This is a genomic window from Ohtaekwangia koreensis, assembly GCF_900167975.1.
In the GTDB taxonomy this organism is placed as follows: Bacteria; Bacteroidota; Bacteroidia; order Cytophagales; family Cyclobacteriaceae; genus Ohtaekwangia; species Ohtaekwangia koreensis.
Map to the genome: position 1 here is coordinate 91,512 of NZ_FUZU01000001.1, position 23,739 is coordinate 115,250.

General features: G+C 41.9%; 22 protein-coding genes. 11 read left to right on the forward strand and 11 right to left on the reverse strand.

The genetic code is table 11. From position 1 onward, the window contains the following. Positions 1-151: 151 nt before the first annotated feature. The 6 genes from obgE to B5Y40_RS00425 form a co-directional block, all read right to left on the reverse strand. Positions 152-1,141: a GTPase ObgE gene (gene obgE, locus B5Y40_RS00400; RefSeq protein ID WP_079684737.1), complete on the reverse strand. Its 990-nt coding sequence runs from the start codon at positions 1,139-1,141 to the stop codon at positions 152-154. 12 nt (positions 1,142-1,153) lie between these two features. Further along, on the reverse strand, positions 1,154-1,735 hold the full coding sequence (locus B5Y40_RS00405) for an adenylate kinase (protein WP_079684738.1): 582 nt from the start codon (positions 1,733-1,735) through the stop codon (positions 1,154-1,156). A 102-nt stretch (positions 1,736-1,837) separates the two neighbouring features. Beyond that, complete coding sequence (gene hpt, locus B5Y40_RS00410) at positions 1,838-2,401, reverse strand: hypoxanthine phosphoribosyltransferase (RefSeq protein ID WP_079684739.1); 564 nt, start codon at positions 2,399-2,401, stop codon at positions 1,838-1,840. A gap of 77 nt (positions 2,402-2,478) precedes the next feature. Then, a complete protein-coding gene (locus tag B5Y40_RS00415) occupies positions 2,479-3,081 on the reverse strand; it encodes a DUF1287 domain-containing protein (protein WP_079684740.1) in 603 nt (200 codons plus the stop codon). After that, positions 3,071-4,423: a Gfo/Idh/MocA family protein gene (locus B5Y40_RS00420; protein WP_079684741.1), complete on the reverse strand. Its 1,353-nt coding sequence runs from the start codon at positions 4,421-4,423 to the stop codon at positions 3,071-3,073. Before B5Y40_RS00420 ends, B5Y40_RS00415 begins: the two co-directional genes overlap by 11 nt. Positions 4,424-4,541: 118 nt before the next feature. Next, positions 4,542-5,453, reverse strand: coding sequence for a M20/M25/M40 family metallo-hydrolase (locus tag B5Y40_RS00425; RefSeq protein WP_079684742.1), 912 nt, complete (start codon positions 5,451-5,453; stop codon positions 4,542-4,544). A gap of 135 nt (positions 5,454-5,588) precedes the next feature. Here B5Y40_RS00425 and upp point away from each other — a divergent pair, with 135 nt between their 5' ends. The 4 genes from upp (at position 5,589) to B5Y40_RS00445 (ending at position 8,639) form a co-directional block, all read left to right on the forward strand. Continuing rightward, complete coding sequence (gene upp, locus B5Y40_RS00430) at positions 5,589-6,233, forward strand: uracil phosphoribosyltransferase (RefSeq protein WP_079684743.1); 645 nt, start codon at positions 5,589-5,591, stop codon at positions 6,231-6,233. 95 nt (positions 6,234-6,328) lie between these two features. Next, positions 6,329-6,739, forward strand: coding sequence for a hypothetical protein (locus B5Y40_RS00435; protein WP_245840447.1), 411 nt, complete (start codon positions 6,329-6,331; stop codon positions 6,737-6,739). Positions 6,740-6,805: 66 nt separating this feature from the next. Beyond that, on the forward strand, positions 6,806-7,693 hold the full coding sequence (locus B5Y40_RS00440; protein ID WP_079684745.1) for a diacylglycerol/lipid kinase family protein: 888 nt from the start codon (positions 6,806-6,808) through the stop codon (positions 7,691-7,693). Further along, positions 7,686-8,639 carry a phosphatase domain-containing protein gene (locus B5Y40_RS00445; protein ID WP_079684746.1) on the forward strand — a complete coding sequence of 318 codons (954 nt, stop codon included), beginning with the start codon at positions 7,686-7,688 and terminating at the stop codon, positions 8,637-8,639. Before B5Y40_RS00440 ends, B5Y40_RS00445 begins: the two co-directional genes overlap by 8 nt. 138 nt (positions 8,640-8,777) lie before the next feature. On the opposite strand, the gene sdaAA is transcribed toward B5Y40_RS00445, so the two are convergent. Continuing rightward, positions 8,778-9,689 (reverse strand): L-serine ammonia-lyase, iron-sulfur-dependent, subunit alpha, encoded by a 912-nt coding sequence (gene sdaAA, locus B5Y40_RS00450; protein ID WP_079684747.1) that lies wholly within the window; start codon positions 9,687-9,689, stop codon positions 8,778-8,780. A gap of 149 nt (positions 9,690-9,838) precedes the next feature. On the opposite strand from sdaAA, the gene B5Y40_RS00455 reads away from it, so the two are divergent. Then, positions 9,839-10,264 carry a hypothetical protein gene (locus tag B5Y40_RS00455; RefSeq protein WP_079684748.1) on the forward strand — a complete coding sequence of 142 codons (426 nt, stop codon included), beginning with the start codon at positions 9,839-9,841 and terminating at the stop codon, positions 10,262-10,264. A gap of 8 nt (positions 10,265-10,272) precedes the next feature. Continuing rightward, positions 10,273-11,640, forward strand: a complete 1,368-nt coding sequence (locus tag B5Y40_RS00460) for a M28 family peptidase (protein ID WP_079684749.1) — start codon at positions 10,273-10,275, stop codon at positions 11,638-11,640. Here the strand turns inward: B5Y40_RS00460 and B5Y40_RS00465 are convergent, their stop codons facing one another. Beyond that, complete coding sequence (locus B5Y40_RS00465) at positions 11,641-12,498, reverse strand: caspase family protein (RefSeq protein WP_079684750.1); 858 nt, start codon at positions 12,496-12,498, stop codon at positions 11,641-11,643. A 99-nt stretch (positions 12,499-12,597) separates the two neighbouring features. On the opposite strand from B5Y40_RS00465, the gene B5Y40_RS00470 reads away from it, so the two are divergent. The 3 genes from B5Y40_RS00470 to B5Y40_RS00480 are packed head-to-tail and all read left to right on the forward strand — an operon-like array spanning position 12,598 to position 16,837. Then, on the forward strand, positions 12,598-13,461 hold the full coding sequence (locus B5Y40_RS00470) for a hypothetical protein (protein ID WP_079684751.1): 864 nt from the start codon (positions 12,598-12,600) through the stop codon (positions 13,459-13,461). A gap of 11 nt (positions 13,462-13,472) precedes the next feature. Further along, complete coding sequence (locus B5Y40_RS00475) at positions 13,473-15,920, forward strand: beta strand repeat-containing protein (protein WP_079684752.1); 2,448 nt, start codon at positions 13,473-13,475, stop codon at positions 15,918-15,920. Continuing rightward, positions 15,917-16,837, forward strand: coding sequence for a transporter (locus tag B5Y40_RS00480; RefSeq protein ID WP_079684753.1), 921 nt, complete (start codon positions 15,917-15,919; stop codon positions 16,835-16,837). The genes B5Y40_RS00475 and B5Y40_RS00480 overlap by 4 nt, the downstream gene beginning before the upstream one ends. A 16-nt stretch (positions 16,838-16,853) precedes the next feature. On the opposite strand, the gene B5Y40_RS00485 is transcribed toward B5Y40_RS00480, so the two are convergent. The 3 genes from B5Y40_RS00485 to gcvP all read right to left on the reverse strand — a co-directional run bounded on the left by B5Y40_RS00485 (position 16,854) and on the right by gcvP (position 21,279). Further along, positions 16,854-17,663 (reverse strand): Cif family virulence factor, encoded by an 810-nt coding sequence (locus B5Y40_RS00485; protein ID WP_079684754.1) that lies wholly within the window; start codon positions 17,661-17,663, stop codon positions 16,854-16,856. A 60-nt stretch (positions 17,664-17,723) separates the two neighbouring features. Further along, positions 17,724-18,206: a DUF3299 domain-containing protein gene (locus B5Y40_RS00490; protein WP_079684755.1), complete on the reverse strand. Its 483-nt coding sequence runs from the start codon at positions 18,204-18,206 to the stop codon at positions 17,724-17,726. Between the two features lie 181 nt (positions 18,207-18,387). Beyond that, positions 18,388-21,279, reverse strand: a complete 2,892-nt coding sequence (gene gcvP, locus B5Y40_RS00495; protein WP_079684756.1) for an aminomethyl-transferring glycine dehydrogenase — start codon at positions 21,277-21,279, stop codon at positions 18,388-18,390. A 306-nt stretch (positions 21,280-21,585) separates the two neighbouring features. Here gcvP and B5Y40_RS00500 point away from each other — a divergent pair, with 306 nt between their 5' ends. Together B5Y40_RS00500 and B5Y40_RS00505 are read left to right on the forward strand one after the other, a co-directional pair. After that, the gene (locus tag B5Y40_RS00500; protein ID WP_079684757.1) at positions 21,586-23,073 is read left to right on the forward strand and encodes a M28 family peptidase; all 1,488 of its coding nucleotides are present in this window, start codon (positions 21,586-21,588) and stop codon (positions 23,071-23,073) included. Between the two features lie 78 nt (positions 23,074-23,151). Beyond that, on the forward strand, positions 23,152-23,736 hold the full coding sequence (locus tag B5Y40_RS00505; RefSeq protein ID WP_143785553.1) for a hypothetical protein: 585 nt from the start codon (positions 23,152-23,154) through the stop codon (positions 23,734-23,736). Positions 23,737-23,739 lie beyond the last annotated feature (3 nt).

Sequence of the window (23,739 nt, forward strand, 5' to 3'; positions counted from 1 at the left end):
AAATTAATTAAAGCGCAAATGTCAACAATTTTGCCAAAGGTGTTTTAATGTCAAACTGGCACTTTGACTTTGATGTAAAGACATCACATAAAAAAAGAATAGAGCTGCAAGGTTCTATTCTTTATGTTGTTGTTTCTTATGATGATCGCTATTAATGAAGATGTTTCCAGATCAGATCCTTCAACTCTGTAATGCCTTGATTTGTGATGGACGAAATGAAAATTGTGGGAAGGTCCGTAGGAAGTTCTTTCTTTATTTCTGTCTTCAATTCATCATCGAGCATATCGGATTTCGAAATGGCAAGCAATCTTTTCTTATCCAAAAGTTCTGGATTGTATTTGCGCAGTTCGTTTAACAAAATGTCATACTCGGTTTTAATGTCACGAGAATCTGCCGGTACTAAAAATAGCAGTAATGAATTTCGTTCGATGTGGCGGAGAAAGCGGATTCCTAATCCACGACCTTCAGCAGCACCTTCTATAATTCCGGGTATATCTGCGATTACAAAAGAACGATCATCACGATACGGCACAACGCCCAGGTTAGGCGTCAATGTTGTAAAAGGATAATCGCCGATCTTAGGCTTCGCCGCAGAAACAACAGAGAGTAACGTTGACTTGCCGGCATTGGGGAAACCAACGAGACCAACATCTGCCAGAAGTTTTAATTCCAGAACGATCCACTCTTCAATACCGGACTCACCCGGCTGAGCATTCTGTGGAGCCTGATGTGTAGCAGTAGCAAAAAAAGCATTGCCCTTTCCTCCTCGGCCTCCAGGAGTAAGTATAAATTCTTGTCCGTCTTCCGTGATCTCACAACGGATCTCGCCAGTCTCGGCATCGCGCGCTACTGTTCCGAGTGGAACCGGAATAATTTCGTCTTTGCCATCAGCACCCGTTCTATCTTGTTCTTCGCCCGGATTACCACTCGTGGCAATCACGTGCTTGCGATATTTCAAGTGAAGCAACGTCCAGTGCTGAGCGTCTCCTCGTAAAATTATATGGCCACCACGCCCGCCATTGCCACCATCCGGACCGCCCTTCTGAATAAATTTTTCGCGATGGAAATGTAAACATCCTGCACCACCATGTCCGGAGCGTGAACAAAACTTAACGTAATCAATAAAATTAGGAGAAGACACCGTTGTGTAGATTTATACTAGTAAACTTTTATCTATTTCGGTGCAGATGTTTTTGAATATAGCTTCAATCTCACCAACACCAATTACCGAAGCATATTTGTTGTGTTCTTTATAGTACTGCGCTACCGCTACAGTCTCAGCCTTGTAAACAGCAATTCGGTTTTCTATTACTTCAGGCTTCGCATCATCAGGGCGATTTTCCTTTACGGCGCGCTCTGCTAATCGTTTCTTCAACTCTTCTTCAGGAACAACGAGTTCGATCAGAATCGTTATAGGAGCTTTCTTCGACTCCAGTAATTTATCCAATGCTTCAGCTTGAGGAATGGTGCGCGGAAAACCATCGAAAATAATTCCGCTGATGGAGCCACTGCCTTTGATCTTGTCGTCAACCATATCAATCACAACCTGATCCGGAACAAGATTACCTTTATCCATGTAACCTTTTGCAAGTTGACCGAGCGGTGTTCCTTCTTTCAAATGTTTTCGGAAAAGATCTCCGGTTGAAATGTGTGTGAGCGAATACTTCTCAATGATCTTGGTACTCTGGGTTCCTTTACCTGCGCCCGGAGGGCCAAAGAGAATAATGTTAATCATTTCTGCTTACGGTTATAGTGATTGAGATGGGTTTTGGATTTATTTTAAGCTGACGAAGATAAGGAATGAAATTTCGATTTTCGATTCGGGATGTACGATTTTTTATGCCTCTTCTGTGGGTGTTTCACCGTTTTTAAGAGGCACAGCCTTGTAAATTTCCTTCAGGTTTCTGCCAAGCCCATCGTAGTCGAGCCCATAACCTACTACAAATTCATGGTCGATGTCGAAACCAATATATTTCACATTGATCATTTTTTCACGCGCTGCATGCTTACGAAGCAAGCTCACAACTTCTACTGATTTCGTTCCGAGTCCTTTCAGCTCTTCAATAATTTTCTGCAGTGTAAGGCCGGTATCAACAATATCTTCTACAAGAATAACGTCCTGGTTAAACAGACTTGCCTCAAGACCGATAAGTGTTTTCAATTGCCCAGAAGAACTTACTGCGCCTCCATAGGATGAAACTTTAACAAACGATACTTTACAAGGCACTTCAATTTGCTTGATAAGATCGGCAGCGAAAATGAATGATCCATTCAGAATAGGTAAAAACACAGGCGTTTTTTCTTTATAGTCTGTGTTTATCTCTAAGGCCAGTGCTCTGATTTTTTCCTGGATTTTTGATTTGTTAATGAACTGCTTAAACTGTAAATCTTTGATCTGCATACACATCCCTTTGGTTAAGGGAGCGCAAAGATAAAAGAATTTGGGAGTAGAATTTCAGAATTTATAATTCTGCTAATTCATCGCGTATAGCGATGATGTCCTATGATTTTATACTGAAAAAGGCAATCGGATACTTCCTGACCGCGTCCTATATTGTGAACAACCAGGTATCGTAAAGTATCGGATGACTTCTGATCAATCACAATTCCAATGTGTGTGATACCACCGCCCAAGTCCCACGATACAATATCTCCCGGAATATAATCGGCAGGTTCGTTTGAGATTTTTAAAGCATTACCATGACGTGAAAAGAATGTCATGAGATTTGGTACTCTTCGATGATCGATATTTTTATCAGTAGTCTTTAAGCCCCACTTTGCAGGATATACTTTAAAATTTTTGACCATGTCTTCGTGTACTTCTTTTTGCAGATCTATGCCCAGCTTTCTATAAGCACGAATCACTACATCGGTACATACACCTTTATCCGCAGGAACATCTCCATTCGGATATGGAATTGAAAAGTAGGTGGGGTCGTATGTAACTTTTGTTTTTGTTAATTCAAGTGCAGCTGTCGATAAACGTTTCGAGAATATTTGCTGCGCTATACCGGCAGAGTTGATCCCAACAAAAAGCAGCAGGATCAGAATTTTAAGAAAACCTTTTGATTTAGTATACATCGTTCAATGCAAATTCGTTTTTACGATACATCCATCTGCCTTGTGTGAAGTCAGGAAACTCTACCGTTTCGCCTCCTAATCGTATTGATGTTTCTGATAAAGGTGTGATAGCGCTCCATGTCACAGCATCATATATATCTTGTGGTGTATTTACTTTTCTCTTCACCGCCTCTACAAAAGCATTCAACACAAACCAGTCCATGCCGCCATGGCCAGCACCTGCTGCATCATTACCAAATTTTTTCCAGAGCGGATGATCATATTTATCCAGCCACTCCTGTGCACTTTCCCATTGATGTGCTTCTTTACTTTGTCCTTCTATATAGATTGATTTGTTCACATCCATCCATATACCATTCGTGCCTTGCACGCGGAAGCCAAGCGAGTACGGCCTGGGTAAATTAGTGTCATGCTCCAATAAAATCGTTTCACCATTTGCGCATTTGATCATCGTGGTGACAATGTCACCAAGCTTGAACTCTACTTTTGTATTCGGATGATTTTCTCCACCTACTTTTTTGATATAGTTATGCAATCCTCTCGCCTTCGATGAATATGAAACAAGTTCAGTAAGACGATTACCACGATTAATATCAATCATCATCGCCACCGGCCCTATACCGTGCGTAGGATATAGATCTCCGTTTCTATTCACGGAATGTAACGTCCGCCAGCTCGCTTCCGAAAAACCTTTTTCGCCAAATTCAGCACCACCGCCATACGGCTTTTTACCATCATTGAATTTTACTTCACGCAAATCATGCTGATAGCCACCTTGCAAGTGAATGATCTCACCAAATATATTCTGGCGCACCATGTTTAGTATAGCCATAATATCACGTCTATAGCATACATTCTCCAGCATCATGAGTGGCATGCCCGTGCGTTCTGAAGTATTCACAAGTTGCCAGCACTCTTCTATTGTCATGCCGGTGATCACCTCGCAGCCTACATACTTTTTTGCATTCATCGCATCAAGGCACATAGTAGTATGCCACTCCCATGGAGTAGCGATGATCACGGCATCTATATCTTTGTTCTCCAGTAACTTTTTATAACCGTAAGGGCCGTCCATAATAATTTGTGGCATCGGCTTTCCCGCTTGCTTTACGAGTTCTTTACTCATATCAATCATACGTTGCTGAACATCACATAGCGCAGCTACTTCAACATCGTTTCTTCGTAAGGCAAGCTCGAGATGATTTTGTCCGCGGAGGCCAACACCTATAAATCCCAATCTTACTTTTGGATCTTTAGCAAAAGCAATAGAGTCGGGGAGCATAGCCAGTCCAACACCGGTGAGCGCTGCCGTTCTGATAAAATCTCTGCGTGTAGAATTCATGATGGTTAGTTTTTGTTTATAAATTCACGAAACAAAATAACCTTTGCAATACATTTTTATATAAATGAAAGTATAAAGACACGGAAGGGTGTGTGAAATATAGCGAGACATTACAGTGCTATAGATCTTTCATAAGCCAGCTATACAGATCAATCATGCTTTTTATATCACGCTTGTGTACTTTTTCATCGGGCGTGTGTGCGTTGTGTTCTGGTGCACCAACAAAACACCAGTCGAATGGATAAGGAGAAACCTGTAGTTCGCGTCCATCGCTTGACCCCATTCCTTCTACTTCTAATTGATAAGGCACTTTGCGTTTTTTCGCTACATCAATAATTTTATTGACAAAAGCTCTTCGTGGAATGTTACGATCGCGCATCGAAATAGCTACGCCTTTGCCGTGATCAACACCATCGGAAACCCACGTTATATCGGATATCAACGCCTGCTTTACATTCCATTGTTCATGAATAAATTTAGCAAGATAAGGTACCGCTCCACCACCATGTTCTTCCCATGTGCTGAAAACTATAACACCATCTTTTAATGTTTCAGCAACTTTAAGTGCATTATAAATTCCAAGTCTGTTGTCGAGATAAGCGGACTCTATATAGTCTTTGGTGTCGCGAAAATTTATTTTATAGGTGAGCTCTGTGCCACGGTCAATCTGTCTTCCGAATTTATAGAATGCGTGGTGGTCTTTGTCGAATTCAAGCTCGCATTCTATAGGGCCAAGACTGTCTTCACCAACAAGCTTGGTTCCCATCTCCGCATCAGGACTTCCTATAGGCAGCAACTGATTATAGTATCGTACTGTGAAGCCGATACTATCCATGTGTGCGAAAATTGCAGTGCGAGGTTTCCCGAATTTTAAAATAATGTTATCCTGAAATTCGTCACCATGATAAACGGTTGGTTTGCCTTTCCAATTCTTTTTTTCTTTGGTGATATATTTTAGTAAAAATTCCTTCATACGGATTTCGTTTCCGGAAGGCGCATGTATTTCGCAGAGTTGTTGAAGTAGTTTCATTGTTTTGTTAAAGGAAGTCTGAAAATTAAAAGTCTGGAGGTCCGAAACAAAAGGAATATATAATCTGGATCCTTCGGACTTTCAGAGTTCTTGTGCAACTTTATCCTAAATTTTGATTAGAAAAAAGTGACATCTATGGTTTTTAACCTCAGCGAACAAAACTCGATAGCAAATCAATTTATTCTTGAGTTGAGAGATAAAAAAATTCAGCAAGACAGGATGCGATTCCGTAAGAACATGGAACGCCTTGGTGAAATTATGGCGTATGAGGTTTCGAAAAAACTTTCGTATACCACGTGTATTGTTGAAACGCCATTGGGAAAATCACGCATTAATGTACTAAAGCAAAATCCGATCCTGATCACCATTCTCAGGGCCGGTCTTCCATACTTTCAGGGGTTCATTAATTTTTTTGATCAGTCTGAAAGCGGTTTTGTTGGTGCTTATCGAAGAGAAAGTCTTCACGAGGTTAATATAAAACTCGATTATATTTCAACACCCTATGTGGACGCTCGTGAAGTTATCATGGTCGATCCGATGCTGGCAACCGGGAAATCGTTAATGGATTCTGTTAAACAGCTTCTGAAAAGAGGCACGCCCAGTCATTTACATATAGTTTCATTGGTAGCAGCACCCGAGGGAATAAAATTTTTAGCACAACACATCAGTGTGCCATACTCACTCTGGACCTGCGCGATCGATGAACATCTCAATGAACAGTTCTATATTGTACCCGGTCTCGGTGATGCCGGAGACTTGAGCTATGGTCCGAAAGTATAAATCACAGAAATTTAAAACTGGTAAACACCAATTGTACAACCAGTAAAACCATGTTGGAAGAAATCATCAAGGCAATACCGGTTTATCTTTCAAGCATGCTCAAATTTATTTTTGGGCCTATAGGAGGTTATGCTGCAGGTTTAACATTGATCACAACGATACTCGTTACTGTGGCGGGTATGATGACCGTTGTATTTGCATTCGCCTTCTTTGGTCATTTTATGCGCACGCAAGTCATGGATCGCTTTTTCCCAAATAAGAAAAAATTTTCGGTCCGTAACAGAAGGTTTGTTACGATCTGGAAGAAATATGGATTACCTGGTGTAGCGGCATTAACGCCCGTAGTGCTGACACCAATTGGCGGCACGTTACTCGCCATCAGCTTTGGTGCGCCACGTAACAAACTGATTCTATATATGTTTATAAGTGCTGCTATATGGTCGGTTATTTTTAGCGGTACAATTTATTTCTTTGGCAACGAAGTGCTGCCGGATGTGATTAAGTAACAGCACGGTTATATATACAGGCATAATATTTACAATACTGCATTGTGAAATAAAGCCGATACCGAAATGAAAATTCTGTTTGTAGTAAACCCTGTTTCAGGAGCTACCAGTAATGACAAAGCCATTTTATTTATTCATGAGAAAGCAAGAGAGACCCGTACGGATTTCAAGTTTTGCTATACCACCGGAGAAAATGATGAGGATGTTATACTCACACAACTAAAAGACTACGAACCTGATCGGGTTGTGGCCTGTGGGGGAGATGGTACTGTTCAATTGGTGGCGCGTGTGCTTATGGGGAAAAATGTTCCCATCGCTATACTTCCACTCGGCTCCGCAAATGGACTTGCAACGGCACTGGGTCTTCCGCAGGGATTGGAGGACGCTGTAACGTTGAGCATGACTGGTAAAAAAGTTAAACCATTAGATATACTTCGTTTTGATAACAAGCATTACTGTACACACCTCGCGGATATAGGGATCAACGCGCGCATGGTGAAACGGTATACGGAGGAGGGAGGCAGCGGCATGATAGGCTACGCGAAACATCTTGTTCAGTCTATAAAAGAAAGCCCTCTATTGAAATATACTATAAAAACTCCGGAGCGCACGTATCACAAGGAAGGGTATATGATGGCGTTTGCGAATGCGCACATGTATGGCACCGGGATTCATATTTCGCAAGGCTCTGTTTCAGATGGCAAATTTGAGATCTGTAACGTAGAACGTGTAGCGTTGGATGACGCTATTAAAGCAGGGCTTACAAAATTTAATGTCTTCATTGATAAGAATATGTTCTCGGATGTGATCAGTTGTGCCAAAGCAGAAATAACAATCGATCAGAAAACTGATTTCCAGATTGATGGCGAGTATATGGGCCAGATAGATCATCTCCATATAGATATACTTCCATCGTATCTGCACATCGTAACACAGGAGGACAATCGTGAGTAAGGCATCTCCGATATTGTTGAGTTTCTATGCTTTGTCCAATGGGAAATCAGTAATGGCCATCGGACAGCTTACGTATTCTTCATTGCGTGATTTTAGTTTTCAGGAGTATAGCCGAAGAAGAACATTTCGTTCTATACTTGCTTTATATCGGACGCGTTTCTTTGGTCATAAAGAAATAGAACTTGTTTTTAATATGGGTAGTTATAGAGCTATAACGGATGCCTCAGGTTCGTTTTTCATTACGATTGAAAACATGCCTGCGGAAAGTGAGTTGATTTCCGTTTTGCTGGAGGACGGACAACCGGTAAATATAGTGGAGGGATTGTATAGCCGTGTTATGCATACTGTGGAGTCTGCAGAGATTATGGTGTCGGATATAGATGATACGCTTTTACATTCCTATATACCGAACAAACTATTGAAATTCCGCACGCTTATGTTCACTGCTGTGGAGGATCGTAAAGCCGTTGTTGAAATGATGAAGGTTATTCAGGATTTTTTTGCAGCAGGAGTAGTTCCTTTTTATCTCTCCAACAGCGAGCAGAATCTATACCCTGTTATCTATCGGTTTTTAAGAAACAATAACTTTCCACGCGGACCACTGTTCTTAAAACAGATGCGACATCTGCGTGACATCTTCAGACGAAAAGATCTGTTAAAACGCGATGTACATAAGTTAACCACACTTGAAAAATTGTTACTCTTTTTTCCTGATAAGAAATTTATACTTATCGGCGACAATACACAGAACGATCTCAAGATATATTTGAGCACGGCTCAGAAGTTTCCACAGAATATCCGCTCTGTTATTATTCGAAAGGCTATAGCAAGGCCGTTGGATACTATACTCTTCAATGAAGCAGAACAAAAATTCCAATCACTGGGCATTGGCTTCTATTACGATAAATCTTTTCCAAAGGGATTTGAAGTGAAGAAGGTGATGTAGTGGTAGAGTTGGGAAGATCGGAAGTTCGAAAGACAGAAAGTCAGGAAGGTCAGGAAAGACCGGAAGTATGTAAAGGTCAGGAATCCCAAAAGCCTGACGTTTGATTTTTATGGGTCTCCCTATATATAGTATAGTACGTTAGAGTTTACTTGCGTCCTCATCGGGTAACATTTCGATGGTGTGGATCAATACTTTTTTGGCAATGGCTTGTCCTGTTTTTGTGGCGGCTAATCCGCCAAGCGCTGTTTCTTTATAACGCGTCTCCATGCTCGAACCAATTTCACCCATCGCTTCGATCACTTCATCCACCGGTATAACACTGCTTACATTGGCTAAGGCAATTTGTGCCGAGCTGTTTGCAATCGCTGCAGCACTGGCGTTGCGAACAACGCATGGTATCTCTACTAATCCTGCTACCGGATCGCACACCAAACCCAACATGCATTGCACCGTAATAGCAACACCATTAAAGATCTGATCTGTATCTCCACCCAGACAATATATAATTGCTCCTGCACCCATCGCGGCTGCTGTTCCGGTTTCAGCCTGACATCCACCAACGGCTCCGGCAATTGAAGCACGTTGTTCCATGATCAATGCTATACCTGCTGAGATAAGCATTGCCTCCAGAATTTTTTGGTCTTCTATTTTATGAATGTCTTGTAGAGTATAGAGTACACCCGGCATAATTCCGCTTGCACCCGCAGTAGGGGCTGCTACAATTCTACCCATGCAGGAGTTTACCTCCTTTGCGGCGAGTGCACGCGCAATGAGTTGCTGGAATTCTCTGGATAGAACCGGAGTAGGATAATTATATACTTTCTTCGCTCCGTTGTTAATCATGCCCGAGCGTGATGTCATATCTTCTTCCAGCCCGGTATGTACTGCTTCCTTCATCACTTGCCATGCATTGGCAAGCCCTTCCATCGTGTCCTTTTCACTTCTTCCCTTTTGTAAATGTTCATACTCCAATACAATCTTGTGAAGCGACATGGAATTCTCTACACTGTATTGTTTCCAACTTTCAAATGATTCAAAAAGAAAAGCCATAAAATTCCGGTTTAGATTTTCGAAGTACGAGGTTTAGAATTGCATCAGCAAGTTGTGTTATAATTTGAGAACGATTTAAGAGAATAATGAGTTCAAAAAATACGACCGGTATACGGACGATCAAAACTTATGACTATACTTGAAGCCGAATGAAAAAGAGCCTTTTTATTTGCCTGTTATGGATCGTGCCTTCTGTGTTTGCACAGGAACAGAATTTCTGGCAAGTGCTGGCACAGGTGGGGTTTGAAAATAAAAAAGATAAGAACGGGTACGATGTTGAAGTCCCGGTATTTAGTAAACATCTTAAAACTTTTCAGGGAAAGAAAGTAAAGTTGAAGGGATATATCATTCCACTCGAGGAGATTGGCGGACAGGGGAAATTTATGCTGTCATCCTTGCCCTTCAATCTTTGTTATTTCTGTGGTGCAGCCGGCCCGGAGACGGTGGTGGAAGTGGAAGCTGTTGAGAAAATCAAATTCACCACTAAACAGATTGTGATGGAAGGTATACTTATTCTGAATGATAAGGACCCGAACCATCACTTATATATATTAAAATCTGCAACCTTGATCTAAACCTATATATGCGTGTATTTTTAGTATTACTTTTTGGGATGGGATGCATCCCTGCATTTTCTCAATCCGCAGATGAATCTGCTATCCGGCAAATTTATAGCGAAGAGCTTTCTCGGGGCAGAAGTTACCAGATGCTGGAATATCTTACTACGGAAATTGGTGCACGATTGAGTGGCTCTCCTTCTGCTGCTGCTGCCGTTGAATGGGGACGTCATGAAATGCAAAATTTTTCTGACTCTGTTTTTCTTCAGCCGGTCATGGTGCCACATTGGATTCGCGGGCAAAAAGAAGTTGGTCGCGTTATCAATTCAAAGAAGCGCGGTGTCGTTGAAATGAATGTTTGTGCTCTGGGTATGTCTGTAGGAACGGGACCTGCCGGAGTAACAGGCAATATCGTTGAGGTAAAAACTTTCGATGAACTTAAGCAGCTTGGTGAGAAACATATCAAGGGCAAGATTGTATTCTTCAATCGTCCGATGGATCCTACCAAGATCAATACATTTGAGGCGTATGGCGGTGCCGTTGAGCAGCGCGCGCTTGGTCCATCAGAAGCTGCCAAGTATGGTGCTACCGGTGTGATTGTTCGTTCGATGGGATTGAACCAGGAAGATTATCCGCATACAGGCGGGCTTCGCTATACGCTTAATATCCCGAAACTCCCGGCTATAGCAATCAGTACAAAACATGCAGACTTGCTAAGCAAGATTCTGAAAGAAGAAAAAGATATACAGTTTTACTTTGAGACTCATTGCGAGACATTACCCGATGCTCCATCGTTTAATGTTGTTGCAGAAATAAAGGGTACCGAATTCCCAAATGAAATTATTGTGGTTGGCGGACATCTTGATTCATGGGATCTCGCGCAAGGCGCACATGATGATGGTGCTGGATGCGTGCAGTCCATGGAAGTGTTAAGGCTCTTTAAAGCTATAGGCTATAAACCAAAGCGTACGATTCGCGCTGTGCTTTTTATGAATGAAGAAAATGGATTGCGTGGCGGGTTGGAATATGCGCGTCTGGCAGAGCTTAAGAAAGAGAAACATATAGCCGCTATAGAATCAGATGATGGCGGTTTTACACCACGCGGTTTTACAATGACGGCTACTGAGCCTGTGCGCACTAAAATAAAAAGCTGGAAGCCGCTATTCGAACCTTATGGCTTGTCTGATTTTTCCAATGAAGGTGGTGGTGCAGATATAGGTCCGTTACAACCTCAAGGAGTGCCTATCATTGGATTTTTACCAGACTCCCAGCGTTACTTCGATTATCATCATACCAAAGAAGATACACTGGATAAAGTAAGCAAGCGCGAACTTGAACTCGGTGCTGCATCGATGGCTGCACTGGTATATTTGATTGACAAGTACGGCTTGTGATTATTTGATTGTGAAGAAGAAATCTCCCGTAAGGGAATTGTTCTCCCACGGAATTTGCCGTCCGGCAGATTCCGTGGAAACTTCAATCCTTACTTTCTTAAATACTTCTTCCAATGTCAACTCAGGCGTATTCATATACTTTAACAGTTTGGAGGTATATAATCCGTTTCTGCCTTCACCATCCGAGGCTACGTCTCCCGGGGCAGTGGCAAACGCAATGATAGAACCTTGCTTCGCTCCCTTGGGAGGATCCATTTTTGTAATACCTTTCTCATCGGAACGTGAAAAACTTCGGAAAGGATTATTGCGACAAGCATCAAGTATAATCACATTGATCCGGTTGTTCGAATATTCCATTACGCGAAGAATTGTGGATGCGTTGATACACTCTTCCGCTACCTCAGCTTTCATTTCAACGTTGGCATCTATAGGCACCAGGTAATTAACGCCATCTACTTGTATACCGTGGCCGGAATAATAAAACAATCCAACACCACCTTCATTAATCTCCGTTCCAAACTCGCGGATTGCTTCCCGCATATCTGCACGGCTGGCATTCTGCTTTAAAATTACTTTGAATCCTTTGCCGCTCAATGTAGCAGCCATGTCCAAAGCGTCATTTACTGCATTTTTAAGCGGACCATTTGTATAATTACCATTGCCAATCACCAGGGCCGTTTTCTTTTCATGCTCATAAAACTGAAGGTTTGTAGTAATGGAAATGCCGGTAGTTGTAGCGGTATCTTTAACAGGCACTATATTAAAATGAGCAGATTTACTTTGTGCCTTTATAATTTGCTGACCGATAACAGGACACACCAGTGCCATCAATAAGAATATAAAAACGAGGCGTAGCATGTCGGGTAGGGCTTTTAATAATCTTCATGTGAAATTTACTAAATCATTTTTTGCAAACAGTCAAATACGTTAACTTTAATAATCTGTCCTGTTGGTAATATGAAACCTATTACTGTGTCTGCCTGTGTAATGCTCATGTCCTTTCAGGGGATATATGCGCAGCGCATTGTCAACATCACGCCACAATCCGTGGGCTCCAAGATCATTATTCATTATGGCATTGAAGATTCAAAGGACGATCAGCTTTTTGAAGTAGCACTATATTGTTCAAAGGATAAATATGCTCAGGAGCTTCGTCATGTCAGTGGTAACGGAGTTGGAAATACAGTTTATCCGGGAACGGAAAGAGTTATTATATGGGACGTACTGAAAGACGTGGATACGTTTGTGGGTGAATATACTTTTGAAGTCCGCGCAATCGTCAAATCAAAAATCTCGGAATTGAATTCTACTCTGGTGTTAACCAACCGAAGTGTAGCCGTTACAAGTAAAGATGAAGCTTACCCTGAAATGGCGAATTCATTAACAGACTATATCAATGAAGCGAAGGATCTAAAGGATGCTTTTCAATTTTTAATTCCGCAGGCTATGGAAAGCAGGCAGGCGCTTGCCAAACTTACGGATGCTATGGAGCAATATAACCGCGCGTTCGAAAAGCTGAACAGAGAAAGACTTACCTATGAAAAGTATGTAGGTATATTCTGGAAGCGCGATATACTTACACTTGAATTCAAAAGTTTGATGGATTATGCGTTGGGCGAAACCCATAGTGTAAACATTCTAACGCTAAATCAAAAAGTTACGACTATAAATGATATCGTCAATAACCGGGTAAAGCGTCCGGGGGAAGTGAAGAAGGAATTGACGAAAGATATAGGCGAGGAAGTTATCCGGCTGGATAAGCGATTGCAGGAGCTGGAACGAAGAACTAATCGAATCCTCTACGATTTGAGTCAGGAATAATCTATAGTGTCATGAAATACTGCAAAACCCTCTCGCTGATAGCAGCAATGCTTTCAATCATTATCGGTTTGTCTACCTGTAGCGAACCGGAAAAGCCAAAACCCGAAATCACGCAATTGATTCCTTCAGAAGGAACCGTAGGAGCTTCCGTTACGGTGGTGGGAAAAAACTTTGCATCGGCAACCAAAGTGATTTTCGGTATAGTAGAATCATCTATAGCCGCTAAGACTGATACTGAAATTGTAACCGTTGTTCCGGCAGGGTTAACACCAGGTATACTTACGGTAACAGTGGTGTCCGATGGCGGAACTTCACAAGGAGTAAATTTTCAGGTACTCGCCAGTCAGCCAGAGATAGTATCCATCGATCCCGAGAAAGGTTCATCGGGCATGGAGATTACGTTAAAGGGTAAATATTTATCAACAGCTTCTTCTGTTACATTCGGGACCATCAGCGTATCCGACATCCTTTCTAAAAACGAGACCGAAGTAAAAGTAAATGTTCCGGATGGTCTTGAGCCGGGTGCTATAGATATCACCATAACATCAGAAGGCGGAACGTCAGAGGCGGCAACATTCACGGTAGTGGGTAAGCCTGCTATATCTTCCATCACTCCTGCTATAGGGCCTGCAGGAAAAAAAGTAACAATAGTCGGTATATATTTTGAAGAGACCAGCCAGGTATTCTTTGGAAACGGTGAAGCCGATTTTACTATAATAAATGCAACACAACTTGAAGCTGTTGTACCGGCAACGGCCTCTACCGGAAAAGTAAAAGTAGTTACACCCGGAGGTACAGCACTCAGCAACGTTGACTTTATTGTAAAAGATGGCCCTACGATAACAACCTTTACACCCGCCAGTGGCATTGTCAATGCAGTGGTCACTATCAATGGAACAAACTTTGATGCCGGAGGTATAGAAGTGAAGTTTGGTACGGGTAAGGCAACCACGGTAACTGTGGTAAATGCAACGCAGTTAACCGCCAAGGTTCCAGCCACAGCAGTCACAGGTAAAATAACGGTAACAACCTTGGCCGGCTCTGCTACAAGTGCTACTAACTTTACGGTAATTGGTTCTCCTGCCGTTACCGGTTTTGCTCCTGCCAGTGGTAATATAGGTACAGAAGTAACAATAACAGGGACTAATTTTGTCAATGTAAGTGCTATAAAGTTCAATGCAACAACCGTAGCAGCTGGTAGCTATACTATAGTATCGCCAACGCAGATCAAAGCGAAAGTTCCATCATCAGCAACAACGGGAAAGATATCCGTTACCAGCACAGCAGGAACCGGTAGCAGCACTAGCAATTTCACAGTAGTAGTTCCTCCGACAATAACATCATTTAGTCCTGCGAACGGTGCACAGGGAAGTTCAGTTATCATTACAGGTAATAATTTTTCAAACATCACAGCCGTACATTTCAATGGTATAGATGTAGGCAATGCAAACTTTACTGTTAACTCAGCTTCGCAGATCACCGCTAAAGTTCCGGCCACAGCAACGTGGGGTAAAATAACGGTGGTAAATGCATTGGGAACTGCGACTAGCATAAATGATTTTTATGTAACACCTTTTGTTACTTCAATCAATCCTATATCAGGTCCGACAGGCACAACGGTAACTGTAACAGGAACGAATCTGAATTCGGCTAAAGTAAAATTCAACACTACACAAGTCTCGCCACTTACCAATACAGCTACATCGATTACCGTAAATGTTCCCTCCGGTGTAACCGGTGCTATAAATGTTACAGTGGTTAATTCGGGAGGAACGTCAAACGCGAAAACATTTACAGTAGCAGCCGGTCCTGAGATTGAAGAAATTATAGCAGTGCAAAATATTACCGAACAGCTCTTGTTGATCAAAGGTAAAAACCTGACAGGTGCAACGAAAGTTTTATTTGGAAGCACAGAGGCAAGTGTAGCGACCAGCACTTCGAAGGTGGTGACTACATTTATACCGGCTTCACTATCATTGGGCTCGTATAGTGTTAAGGTTGTTACTGCGAAAGGAACTTCCAATGGAAAGTCTTTTGAACTTGTCGCTACACAACCTCCTGCAACGGGTGGGGTATCGCTTGTGAATGGTGCTTCTGCCTCGTCACTTCCTGCGGGCTATGTTCCGCCTGTTTCCAATGTATGGGACAATCTCTTTGTGATCAGCGAACCGGAACGATTTCTAATCAGTGAATCGCAAGGAGGTGCTTTAACCGTTACGCTGCAGAAAGGAGATAGTTATGTTGATGGAACAGGTTCCTTTGATAAAACAGTAGTAGATGGTGTTGTGAATAATTATGTTGAGTTTACAATTTCAGGTATACGGTATGTTGGCGTTTGGACACCGCCCAGTGGTTATGATGCTGGCCTTGGGAAATATTGCTACCACCACATGACATTGATTTCATCGGAGTCTGGTAAACAATTAACACTCGAAGTAAAAGATTTTGAATGCGAATGATAACATTACGTCCTAACTCTGTTCTTATACTGGTTACGCTTGTGGTAATCCTAACGAGTAATACTTTGTATGCACAAATGCAAAGCAGAAGAGAAGTGTATGATTCTCTTCTTGTGGGTGATCGTATCACCCCTGCGGTATCTTCTGTTATGATGCCCAAGAGTTATACCGAAGTTATACTGTCTAATATATTGCTTACTACGAATTCATATTTTACAGTTGATCGTGTTTTGCTGGATATAAGTCAACGCTATAGTTATTTATTCAACACCCTGCAGGTAACGCATGGTATATCTTCTTCTGGTCGTTTTAATGTAGGGTTGGATTTATCGTATAGAACTGGCAGGCAGGATATAGATCCGGAAAGTTCACCTTTAAAAGTTATAGGAAATAGTGATGAAGGATTAATTCAATACGAGCGTGCGCTTACGTCTGTTGGTATTCGTGCGCGCTATATTCCGTTTGGAGGCAATGCTAATTTTGTGATTCAGAATACATTTACGATTCCCTTCAGCACGTCCAGTTCGGACAATATATTCCTGGGTGATAATCGGTATGCCTTCAATACGCAACTGTTATATAATCACTTGCTTGGACGGAAAGTATTTTTATTTGGACAGCTTGATGTACTGGTAAGATTCAAGAATGATTACGCGAACACCGAAATAACCAGTCCCGTCAACGTGTATGCATCGTATTTATTGAATAAACATTTATTTCCGTTTGCTTTGATTGGAATGTCGAATAACTGGGATCGGGATTTTGATCACATGTCACAATCATTCACCTATGGAGTAGGTCTGCAATATCAATTCACATCCATGTTTACTATAAATACTTTTTATAACGATATATTTGCGGGTGAAAACAGTAATCGATGGAAGGGATTTAATCTCGGAATTCGAGCGGTGCTATAAATATACAGCAACAACTTCAGGTGATTAAGTCAATTACAATTTTCCAGATACCACTTTCTTTTTTCCAGATGCGCAGGTAATTGGCATTGTTCGTTTTCTGCATTCCGGCAGTGTCATGCTTTACTATATTTACGATTCCATAGGTATAGCCCATATCACCGGAAGACGCCACAATAGTTTTCTCGGGTGTAAAGGTGATAACATCCGATGTTTTGCAAACCTCCTCAACTGCGGAGGATGGAAATTTATTCTGTCTGTAAAGTTTTATTTCTTTTGATGCATGATGTGTATAGGCTTTTAAAACATCGCCCGGAACTTCTTTTATAAAGGCTTCTTCAACGGCTGTTAATTCATCTTTAAAATTTTGGCCGCTATACTTCCGGGGTTGTAATGCAAGCGCTGACGTATGTACAGCGTGCCCATCAACATCATAAGAATCATGGCTGATTCCGGCATCGATCAATACCTTCCATTTCCCATCGGCTTTTTTTCTCCACACCGTTATATACTCACCGAAAGTAGTTGGTGCTGTCGTTTTTGTTTTGCGATAACTCCAGGGGCCGGTAGTATAACCAAAATCTCCGGATGCAGCGATATCAGCATATACAGGTTGCCAGTAAAGCCAGTCATTTGTGATGGGGAGTTTTTCCCAGAAGGGTTTGGCATTTGTAATGCCGGGTGAGAATGATATAGATTCATCTATAAGATTTGCAAGAAAAGCCTCGCGTGTGTTTTTGTCTTTCGCCATGCGACTAAAGGCGCGCTCAGCATCTACAAGTGATTGCAAGTCTTTGTTCGCAAACTCCTGTGCTTGTACAAGAAGCATTGCGAAGAATAATAACAAAAACAAAGAGAGATTTTTTATAGCCATAAATTTAGAATGAATTTATAGTCCTGCTTCTCCGAGTATTTCAGCGTTTTCAAGTATATAGATCATTTGATCAGGATTCCGGTCATTCAGCATCAGCTTGCCTTGTATCTCTATGGGCTTCTCGGTATAGGCCACAGGTTTAGTGCTGAATACTTCCACTACGGTTTCAGGCCCGCCAACACCACAGAAGAAGCAAGCATTCAGCGGCAGCGATGACAACATAAAGTGATTACCCTTGAGTCCATTTTCAAAAGGAACCATATAGCCTGGCAGTGTAATCTTCTTTCCATTCAATGCTTTCACCGCATCCGTAAATATAGGCTTGTCAACATCGCCTAGTCTGTCCTGTGTTTTTACGAACGTGATGTTGTAAAGCTTCGGCCATACCAGGGAGGGGAAACCTTTATAGGCACTCTTCTGACTAAAGGCCTGCGTCACTATCATGCAGATGATCAGCGCAGCTATTAATCCTTTATATACCGTTTTAATTTTTCTCATAGTAGCGTTCACTTAAACTAAATTTTTCTTCGCGGAAATCTGCCAGGAATATTCGATCGAACGGATGTATAAATATACAATGATAAAATTATGCCACCTTTAAGGGTCTCACGACCAATCCCTGTAAAAAGAAAAAGTCCCTTTTGCAAAGCAACAAAAGGGACTTCATCATTATTACTATTTAAGCTGTAACTGATTCCTCTGTTGAAGTATATTCTTCAATTGGCAAACAGCTGCAAACAAGATTACGATCACCATACGCATTGTCAATACGACTTACGGCTGGCCAGAATTTTGCTTCTTTTACAAAGGGTAGCGGATATGCCGCTTTACTTCTGCTGTAAGGAAGCGTCCAGTTGTCGGCTGTAATAACGGCAGCAGTATGAGGCGCATTCTTCAATACGTTTTGTTCTTTATCTGCTTTTCCTTCTTCCACTTCACGTATTTCATTTCTGATTTCTACAAGAGCATCTACAAAGCGATCCAGTTCTTCTTTCGGCTCGCTTTCGGTTGGCTCGATCATCAGCGTTCCGGCTACAGGGAAAGAAACTGTAGGTGCATGGAAACCATAGTCCATTAAACGCTTCGCTATGTCTTCTACTTCTATACCTGCTTTCTTGAAATCGCGGCAGTCCACAATCATCTCGTGTGCGCAGCGTCCTTTGGACCCGGTATATAGAATTTTAAAATGAGCTTCGAGACGGTTCTTAATATAGTTTGCATTCAGAATCGCATACTTCGTTGCATTGGTCAATCCATCGCCACCCATCATGGCTATATAGGCATACGAGATTGTAAGAATGCTGGCACTTCCCCAGGGAGCCGCTGATACAGCATGTATAGCTTTGTCACCACCTGTTTTTACAACGGCATGGCCAGGCAAATACGGCTTGAGTTTATCGTTGCAGCAAATAGGACCCATGCCAGGGCCACCACCACCGTGTGGTATACAGAATGTTTTATGCAGGTTCAAGTGACAAACATCGGCACCGATGGTTGCCGGAGATGTGAGTCCTACCTGTGCATTCATGTTTGCACCGTCCATATATACCAAACCTCCATTTTTATGAATGGTCTCGCAGATTTCGATGATGGATTCTTCAAACACACCGTGTGTAGAAGGGTATGTAACCATCAGGCAGGAGAGTTTATCTTTATACTGTTCTGCTTTAGCTTTCAGATCAGCGACATCAATCTTTCCATCTTCATCTGACTTTACCACAACGACATCCATACCCGCCATTACTGCGCTCGCAGGATTTGTTCCATGTGCAGAAGCGGGAATCAATGAAATTGTTCTATGTCCTTCTTTACGATCTTCATGATACGCACGAATTACCATAAGTCCTGCGTACTCACCTTGTGCTCCGCTATTCGGTTGTAGCGATACACCTGTAAATCCGGTGATCTCTTTTAACCAGTTCTCAAGGTTTGTTGTAAGTTCAGCATAACCTTGTGTTTGATCTGCGGGAGCAAAGGGATGTATATTTCCAATCTCCGGCCATGTTACGGGAATCATCTCGGCCGTAGCATTTAATTTCATCGTACAGGATCCCAGAGAGATCATAGAATGTACCATGGAGAGATCTTTGTTCTCAAGGCGTTTAATATAGCGCAGCATCTCATGTTCTGAATGATGCGTATTAAAAACAGGATGCGTCAGGTATGCAGATTTTCTAACCAGCGTTGAAGGCCAGTTCAGCGTATGTCCATTAGAAGAAGCACTTGCTGCTTTTTTATTTTCCGCGGCAGCGAATATTTCAAGAATAGTTTTAACGTCTTCCGATGTTGATGTTTCATCGAATGAAATTCCAACGTGATTGTCCTCGAAGTAGCGGAAGTTAAATTCACGTTTCACAGCTTCGCGCTCGATGTTCTTTTTATCCGCGACAGCGATCTTTAACGTATCGAAGTAATGCTCGTTCACTTGTTTTATACCAAGAGCTTTGAGGCCACCATCAAGTGATTTCGCAAGAGCATGAATGCGACCTGCGATCTTCTTCAATCCTTCAGCACCATGATATACTGTGTACATCCCAGCCATTACCGAGAGTAATACTTGTGCTGTACAAATGTTGGAGGTTGCTTTCTCTCTGCGGATGTGTTGCTCGCGTGTTTGCAACGCCATTCTATAGCCTGGATTACCAGATGCATCTATAGATGCGCCTATAATTCTTCCGGGCATCTGGCGTTTGAAGTCATCTTTTGTTGCAAAGAATGCAGCGTGTGGTCCTCCAAATCCCATTGGTACACCAAAGCGTTGTGAAGAGCCTACCACTACGTCAGCTCCCATTTCACCAGGTGATTTCAATAGTGTCAAACTCATCAGGTCAGCGGCCATCACTACGAATACATCTTTATCATGAGCCGATGCATTGAAGGAAGTATAGTCTTTGATCTCGCCGTTTCCATTTGGATTCTGAACAAAAACAGCGAACAGATTTTCATCTGTGATATCAAGTGTATTTATATCGCCAACGACTAAATCTACACCGATAGGAGTAGCACGTGTTTTTAAAACATCGATCGTCTGCGGAAAAGAATTCTGATCAACGAAAAACTTATGTGCATTCTTCTTCGAAGATTTGCGTGAAGCATATAGCAAGTGCATGGCTTCCGAAGCAGCTGTTCCTTCATCAAGCAATGAAGCGTTTGCAATTTGCATTCCGGTAAGATCAATTACCATAGTCTGATAGTTGATCAGCGCTTCCAATCTTCCTTGTGCTATCTCTGCCTGGTAAGGAGTATAGGCAGTATACCATCCTGGATTTTCCAAAATATTTCGAAGGATAACGCCTGGAGTGATGGTATTGTAATACCCAGTTCCGATAAAGGATTTGTAGATTTTGTTTTTTGAAGCCAGCTTTTTGAAATTCTGCAGAAAGAGATATTCAGATTGTGCTGCGGGAAGGTTCAACGGGCTTTTAAGACGAATCGAAGAAGGCACCGTCTGATCGATGAGTTCATCAATCGATTTAGCCTTAATGACCTTCAACATTTCTTCTACCTGATGCGCATCCGGACCAATGTGTCTGCTTTCAAATTTTTCGGAGTACTGGGAGTCAATATTCATTTACGTGTTGATTTTCAGTGTATTAGGTTAATGAGCAAAATGTCATGAGTTATGGGCGCACAAAGGTAATAGATAGCTTTGTAGTCCGAAAGACAGAAAGTCCCGAAGACTGAAAGTAAAGCATCAATATTTTGAACGGTAAAAAAATCGGACAATTCCTAGCTTCCTTTCTTTATGAATTTCTGATTTCGGACTTACCGTCTCCTCCGATTTCCGGACTTCCTCAAAAACACATCTCCTATAAAATCAATTCTTGAATTCCGAAAATCCTCTACATATTGCTGGGAAAATTCAAACTCATTAATCATGAAGAAACTTGTTTGCATAGTACTGGCTATTTCAACAGCTGGTAGCTTGCTTGCGCAGGATCCGATCGCTAAAAAATATGGTGATCAGATTACGCCTGCTGATTTAAAAGAAAATTTATCCATACTGGCATCCGATGCCATGGAAGGTCGCGAGACCGGAAAGCGTGGCCAGAAAATGGCAGCCGCTTTTGTAAAGGCTAACTTCGAAGACTTCGGTCTTGCCGCTCCTGTGGAGGGAAATTATTATCAGCCGGTTGAGCTGTTTACCAGTGTGCCGGGTGATATATATGTAAAGGCAGGTCAAACAAAATTTTTAAATTTTCAGGATATAGCTTTCTATGGCTCTTCTGATTCTGGAGGAGAAGTATCTGTGCCGGTAGTATTTGCAGGGAAGGGACGCAAAGAAGATTTCGACCAGGTGAATGTAGAAGGTAAAGCTGTAGTGATACAGCAAGGTGCTGAAGAAAATTTTCGCGGCCCGTTGTCGCTGGCGCGTGAGCGTAAAGCAAAAGTTGTGTTGATCTATAACACAGATGCAAATGCTTTTAAAGAACTTGTAGGTCAGTTAAAAGAATATTTAGGTGGTGGTGTATTGTCTCTTAAGAAACCTGAGGCGGCTTCACAAAATGCAGGTGTATTTTTTGTTTCTCAGGATGTAGCCGCTAAAGTGTTGAATACAACCAGTGAAAAACTTACAAAGGCCGCAAATGAAAATACGCTGAAGAAAGTTAAAGCGGGTTCGGTGTCCTATAAAACTTCTGTGGATGTAAAAGTTCTGAAGAGTGATAATGTACTGGGGTATCTGGAAGGAACTGATAAGAAAGATGAACTGGTTGTGATCTCTGCGCACTATGATCACATCGGTAAAATAAACGGTACGGAAGGCGACTTGATCAACAATGGTGCAGATGATGATGGCTCCGGAACGGTATCAGTTATACAACTGGCAAAGGTATTTGCACAAGCGAAGAAAGAAGGTAAAGGTCCACGCAGAAGTATATTATTTCTACTGGTAACCGGTGAGGAAAAAGGTTTGTTGGGATCGGACTACTACACACAGCATCCGGTATTCCCATTGAGTAGTACGGTTGTTGATTTGAATATAGATATGGTGGGAAGAAGAGATCCACAGCATAAGGAAAGTGCTCCGTACGTATATGTTATCGGCTCTGATAAATTATCGACCGAGTTGCATAATCTGAACGAGAGCAATAACAAGACATATACGAACCTCATCTTTGATTATACCTATAACGATCAGAACCATCCTGACAGACTATATTATCGTTCTGATCATTGGAATTTTGCTAAGAATAATATACCGATTGTATTTTATTTTGATGGTATACATGAAGATTACCACAAGCCAAGCGATGAAGTAAGCAAGATTGAATTCGATCTGCTCGCCAGGCGAGCGCAGTGTGTTTTCTATACAGCATGGGATGTTGCTAACAGAGAACAACGCATTCAGTCGGATAAAAAGTAAGGTAGTATATACCGAAAAAAATGCGGGTGATGAGCCCGCTTTTTTTATTCTATACATTTATACTTATAATCTTTATCTTTGAATATGTCAGTGTCGCAGGCAGAACAGAAGAAAAGGCTCGACTTGTTTTCGAAGGTGAACAGGCTGGCAGCGTCTTTTCATAATTCGAACGTTAAGCTTGATAAAATGGTACCCATTGACTTAGGTAATGAAGAAGTAATTGGTTTCTTGAAAAGCCTCGCCGATCATGACGTTAAATATATACTTGTTGGTGGATTTGCAGTGGCATTTCATGGATACGTACGGGCAACTCATGATCTCGATCTCTGGATCAAAGATGAGCCCGGTAATATTGAGAATCTAAAGCGAGTGTTAACGATACATGGTGTCGCAGGCTTGGATGCCGTACGATCATTCGAATTAATTCCCGGGTTCACGGAATTTGCTATAGGCGATTCAGGATTTATAGTGGAGCCTATAAAAAATCTCAAAGCTTTCAGTGCATTTGATTTTGATGCGTGTTATGACCGGGCTGACACCGGCTCATTGCTTGACATTACGTTTAAAGTAATACATCCCAAAGATTTACTTCGGGAAAAGCAAGCTACTAATCGCCCCAAGGATCAGGGAGATATAGAGTACTTGAGAAATTTTTCCGAATAAAGG